The following is a 3,996-nucleotide window of genomic DNA, read 5'->3' on the forward strand; positions in this document are numbered from 1 at the left end:
CGTCCAGTCCGCGCGCCTCGAGCACACGCGGCACAAGGGCCATGCGTGCGGTGTCGCTGTGCGCGGTCTTCTCCGCCATTTCCCACAAACCGTTGTGGGCGTCAAAGTCCCCATAGGCATGACCGAGTTCGGCTAGCCGGCCGGCGAGCATCGTGAAATGACGCGCCTCGTCGTTCGCGCACGACGCCCAGTCGCGATAGAACGCAGCGGGCTTGCCGCGAAATCGGTAAACCGCATCCCAGGCAAGGTCGATCGCATTGAATTCAATATGCGCGATCGCGTGCACCAACGCGGCACGTCCCTCAGGCGTACCGAGCCCTCGCTGGGCCAGCTCACGTGAAGGCACCAGCCGCGGACGCTCAGGGCGTCCCGGCGGACCGATTGGCAAAGGCGCAGCGGAGGCCGGATCCGGCGCAAGCAAGCCGTCGCCCAGCGCCACCCACGTCTCGAAACTCAGACGGGTCTTCTCGACGGGATCGGTCGCCTCGAGGCAACGGCGCGCGGCAGCGTGGAGATCGTGCATGACGGAGGGTGGCGGCGTGGCGGCGCGCGGAAACGCGCCGCCCCTCGCTCAGGCGCTACGGCGTTCGTTCTTGGCCGAATCCGAACGCATGGCTTCCTGCTGTTCGAGGAAGCCGGCATCGACGCCCGTCACGTATTCACCGGAGAAGCACGAGGTGTCGAACTGGGTCAGTGATTCGTTACCGTCAGCCACCGCCTGGATCAGGTCTTCCAGGTCCTGGTAGACCAGCCAGTCGGCGCCCAGCGCCTTCTCCACTTCTTCCACCGTACGGCCCGCGGCCACCAGCTCGGACGCCGCCGGCATGTCGATGCCATAGATGTTCGGGTAGCGCACCGGCGGCGCGGCGGAGGCGAAATACACGTTCTTCGCGCCGGCATCCCGGGCCATCTGGATGATCTGGCGCGAGGTGGTGCCACGCACGATCGAGTCGTCAACCAGCAGCACGTTCTTCTTGCGGAATTCCAGCTCGATGGCGTTGAGCTTGCGGCGCACAGATTTCACGCGCTCACCCTGGCCCGGCATGATGAAGGTACGGCCGATGTAGTGATTCTTGACCAGGCCCTCGCGCATCGGCACGCCGAGCGCCTGGGCAAGCGAGCTGGCCGCGGTGCGCGAGGTGTCGGGAATGGGGATGACCGCGTCGATGCCGTGATCCGGACCGCGCTCGCGGAGGATCTTCTCGGCCAGCTTCTCACCCATGCGCAGGCGTGCCTTATAGACCGAGACGTCCTCGATCATCGAGTCTGGACGTGCCAGATAGACGTATTCGAAAATGCACGGGGCGTGGATCGCGCCTTCCGCGCAACGCTGCGTGTGCAGCTCGCCACCTTCGGTGACGATAACGGCTTCGCCCGGTTCGATGTCGCGGATGCGCTTGAAACCCAGCACATCGAAGGCGACCGACTCGGACGCGATCGCGTACTCGTGACCTTCGGCCGTGATGCGCTCGCCCAGCACCAGAGGACGGATGCCGTTCGGGTCACGGAAAGCGATGAGGCCGTAGCCGAGCACCAGCGCGATGCAGGCGTAGCCGCCGCGGGCACGCGCATGCACGCCTGCGATCGCCTTGAAGACGTGCTCCGGCGTGAGGTCGCCGCGGTCGTCCACCTGAAGCTCGTGCGCGAGCACGTTGAGCAGCACTTCGGAGTCGGAGTCCGTGTCGATGTGACGACGGTCGTCCTCGAACATCTCCTTGCGCAGGGCCTCGGTGTTGACGAGGTTGCCGTTGTGCGCAAAGGCGATGCCGTAAGGGGAGTTCACGTAGAAAGGCTGGGCTTCGTCCGTACCCTCCGAACCCGCGGTCGGATAGCGGCAGTGACCGATACCGATGCGTCCGCGCAGCTTGCTGACACCAGCCGAGTTGAAGACGTCGCGAACCAGCCCGTTGCCCTTGTGCAGGCGCAGGCGTGCGCCGTCCACGGTGGCAATGCCGGCGGCATCCTGCCCACGATGTTGCAGGACGGTCAGGCCGTCATACAGGGCCGACGCCACTTCCGTGGTGCCGACGATGCCGATGATTCCGCACATGGGTGTTGCCTTCTACGAAGTGGCCGCCGTGGTCGCGGCGGCAGGGTGAACATGATCTTTGTCCGGTTGCGCGGGGGTGGAGAAGTCGCGCAACCTCATGAGGTCGTCCTTGCTGGGCAGCTTTACGTCCGGCATCTTCAGGTTTTCCAGAGCAGCAGGCGGATGCATGTATCCGCGCACGTTCTCCGGCACCTGCTGACCCAGCCATTCAGCCGCGCCACGGAACTGCGGCATCATCGCCGACTCACGCCACATCGGGGCGTTAGCCAGGGGCGTGAAGCTCACGACGAACACGACCAGGGCCACGATGAGTACACCGCGAGCCAGGCCGAAAAGCATGCCGAACAACCGGTCGGTGCCGCCCAGTCCCGTGCTCGCGACCAGGCGCGAAATCATGAACCGGATCAGCCCGCCGACCAGAAGCACGGCGATGAAACACAAGCCATAACCGATCGCCACGCGCGCCGAAGGCAGGGACACGCTGCTTTCGAAGTAATGCGCCAATGACGGGCCGTACGTCCAGGCCACCCAGAAGGCGGCGACCCAGATGACGAGCGAGAGCACTTCCGAAATGAGGCCGCGCACGAGGCCGATCAAGACCGAGATGAACAGGATCGCGAGGATGACGCAGTCGATCCAATTCACGTGACAGTCCCCGGTTTCACGGTGAGAGCGGGTCGCAGCGCCTTACGGCGCCGAAACGACGACGCCATCCAGGCCGACCTTGGCCTTGATCTGGTCTTTCAGGCGCACGGCGTCGTCGCGCTGGGTCTGCGGCCCGGCGCGCACCCGCCAGAGCTTGGCTCCCGCGCTGGAGGCGACGCTGTCCACGTAACCGGCAATCCCCGCCCCGCGCAGCTTGTCGCGCAGGCGCGTAGCCTCGGCCTCGCTGCTCACGGCAGCGACCTGAACGGCAAATCCGCCCGCGTGCGGAGGCGCGACCGGTACGGTGGCGCTGGCTGCGGCGGGCGCGGGTGCGGCGGCCGGCTTGGGCGGCGCTGGAACGTCGGCGGTCTGGGTCTCTGCCCGGGACGAGAGCGTGGCGGGTGCACCCGGCGCGGCAGCGGTGATCTTGAGGCGGGCCGCTTCGGCGGCGGCGCGGGATTCGAAGGGGCCCGCCGTCACGCGGGTCAGTGCCTTGCCGGCCTGGTTGGAGGCCGACGTGCTGACCGGGTAGCCGAGCGCCCGAACCTTCTGCACCAGCGCGTCAGCCTTGCTGTGATCGGCGTAGGCGCTGAGATTGATGGTGAAGCTGCCGCGTGCGGCCGTACCGACCGGAAGGGCGGCAGCCGGCGGGGTCGCGACCACYGGGGACGGCGCCGGGGCAGGCGTCTGCTTCGGCGGCTTGCTGGTCACCGGCGCCGTGGGCGTGGCGGCGGGTTTGCTGCCGGCCGGTGCATTGGCGAAGTCTTCCGGCAGTGCATCCACGGGCTTGCGCGAGGCGATGTCCACCGAGGCGAGCTTGCTGCCATTACCCGGTGTCACCGTGGCGGCCGGCGGCGTCGCGTCTGCCGGGGCGACAGCGGCCGGACGGACCGGGCCACCGGCGGCCTGCGGGCCGCTGACCGAGGCCGGCGAGCCATTCGGTGCCACGTCGAGCGTGCGCGTCTGCAGTTCACGATCCGGTGCCGGCGGAATCTCGAGGCTGACCGTCTGGTCGGCGTCGCTCTTGGGCGGCGTGGTGGAGAAGATCATCGGCACGAACAGGACCGCCAGAGCAATCAGGACGGCGGCACCCAGCAGGCGTGTTTTCAAGGAAAGCTCCATACGACCGACGCAATGCGAATCGCGGCGATTATAACCGGCAATCGAGGCCCCCGCCGTCGCTTACGCCCCGGCGTTCACGTGCGGTGAGAGAGCGCTGCGGCGGCGACGAAGAACGACCCGAACAACAGGAGCACATCGTCATCGCCGGCCTCCGCCCGAGCCGCCTGCCAGGCGGATGT

The 3,996-nt window shown here is 67.1% G+C and carries 4 protein-coding genes; all 4 read right to left on the minus strand.

The genetic code is table 11. From position 1 onward, the window contains the following. The coding region (locus AC1DT2_RS17085; RefSeq protein ID WP_477297660.1) for a ferritin-like domain-containing protein at positions 1 to 523 on the minus strand (523 nt) is incomplete at its 3' end. A 48-nt stretch (positions 524 to 571) separates the two neighbouring features. After that, entirely contained in the window at positions 572 to 2,050 is a 1,479-nt protein-coding gene (purF, locus tag AC1DT2_RS17090; protein ID WP_213948353.1) for an amidophosphoribosyltransferase, read from the minus strand. A gap of 12 nt (positions 2,051 to 2,062) precedes the next feature. Further along, the gene (locus tag AC1DT2_RS17095) at positions 2,063 to 2,695 is read right to left on the minus strand and encodes a CvpA family protein (protein WP_063572210.1); all 633 of its coding nucleotides are present in this window, start codon (positions 2,693 to 2,695) and stop codon (positions 2,063 to 2,065) included. Between the two features lie 42 nt (positions 2,696 to 2,737). After that, on the minus strand, positions 2,738 to 3,805 hold the full coding sequence (locus AC1DT2_RS17100) for an SPOR domain-containing protein (RefSeq protein ID WP_213948354.1): 1,068 nt from the start codon (positions 3,803 to 3,805) through the stop codon (positions 2,738 to 2,740). Positions 3,806 to 3,996 lie beyond the last annotated feature (191 nt).

Source organism: Luteibacter sp. P4_E6, from assembly GCF_056401535.1.

Coding starts and splice junctions, on each gene's coding strand:
- purF (WP_213948353.1), bottom strand. CDS start 2,050: ATGTGCGGAATCATCGGCATCGTCGGCACCACGGAAGTGGCGTCGGCC.